Below are 746 nucleotides of genomic sequence, written 5' to 3'. Positions count from 1 at the left end.
CTCATACGGTTTTGGTGCAGCAGCTCAGGTGTATTTTGGTAAGAGCCTAAATGAGCTCTCGCTTAGCGAAATTGCGACACTGGCGGGGATGCCCAAAGCCCCTTCAACCATGAACCCAATATACTCGCTAGAACGTGCAACAAAACGTCGTAACGTTGTGCTAATGCGTATGCTCGATGAAAAGTACATTACGCAAGAACAATTCGATGAAGCACGTAACGAACCAATCATCGCTCGTTACCACAGTGCAGAAATTGAAGTGTCTGCGCCTTACGTTGCCGAACTTGCACGTGCATGGGCAGTAAAAGAGTACGGTGAAGAGAAAGCCTATACGTCGGGTTTGAATATCTACATGACGGTTGACTCTAAACTGCAAGACGCTGCCAATAAGGCTGCGGTAAACAACCTAATGGCTTATGACGAGCGTCATGGCTACCGCGGCGCAGAAAAAGTGTTGTGGAAAGAAGGGGAAGCCGCTTGGGATGCAGAACAAATTGAGAAGCATCTAAAAGGCCAGCCAACTTACGGCGATCTTTACCCTGCTGTCGTGACAAAAGTGGAAGGCAAAACGGCGCAAGTTGTTGTGAAAAATAACGATGCACAAACCATCCCTTGGACTGGCATGAACTGGGCACGCAAATTCCTCACCGATAACCGTCAAGGTTCAACACCAAAATCTGCACAAGAGGTTTTAGCTGCAGGTGAACAAATTTGGGTTCGCGAGCTAACGACCACCGATGAAGATG

Annotated in this window: 1 protein-coding gene; it reads left to right on the top strand. The window is 48.0% G+C overall.

Annotated features, from left to right (window positions below):
* Window positions 1-746, top strand: a 746-nt coding sequence (locus R7Z47_RS24690; RefSeq protein ID WP_318130744.1) for a transglycosylase domain-containing protein, incomplete at both ends; no start/stop codon positions are given.

The organism is Vibrio sp. 1641, from assembly GCF_033339995.1.
GTDB lineage: Bacteria > Pseudomonadota > Gammaproteobacteria > Enterobacterales > Vibrionaceae > Vibrio > Vibrio alginolyticus.
Note: the sequence above shows the minus strand (reverse complement) of the source record. Positions and strands in the feature narration are given on the sequence as shown.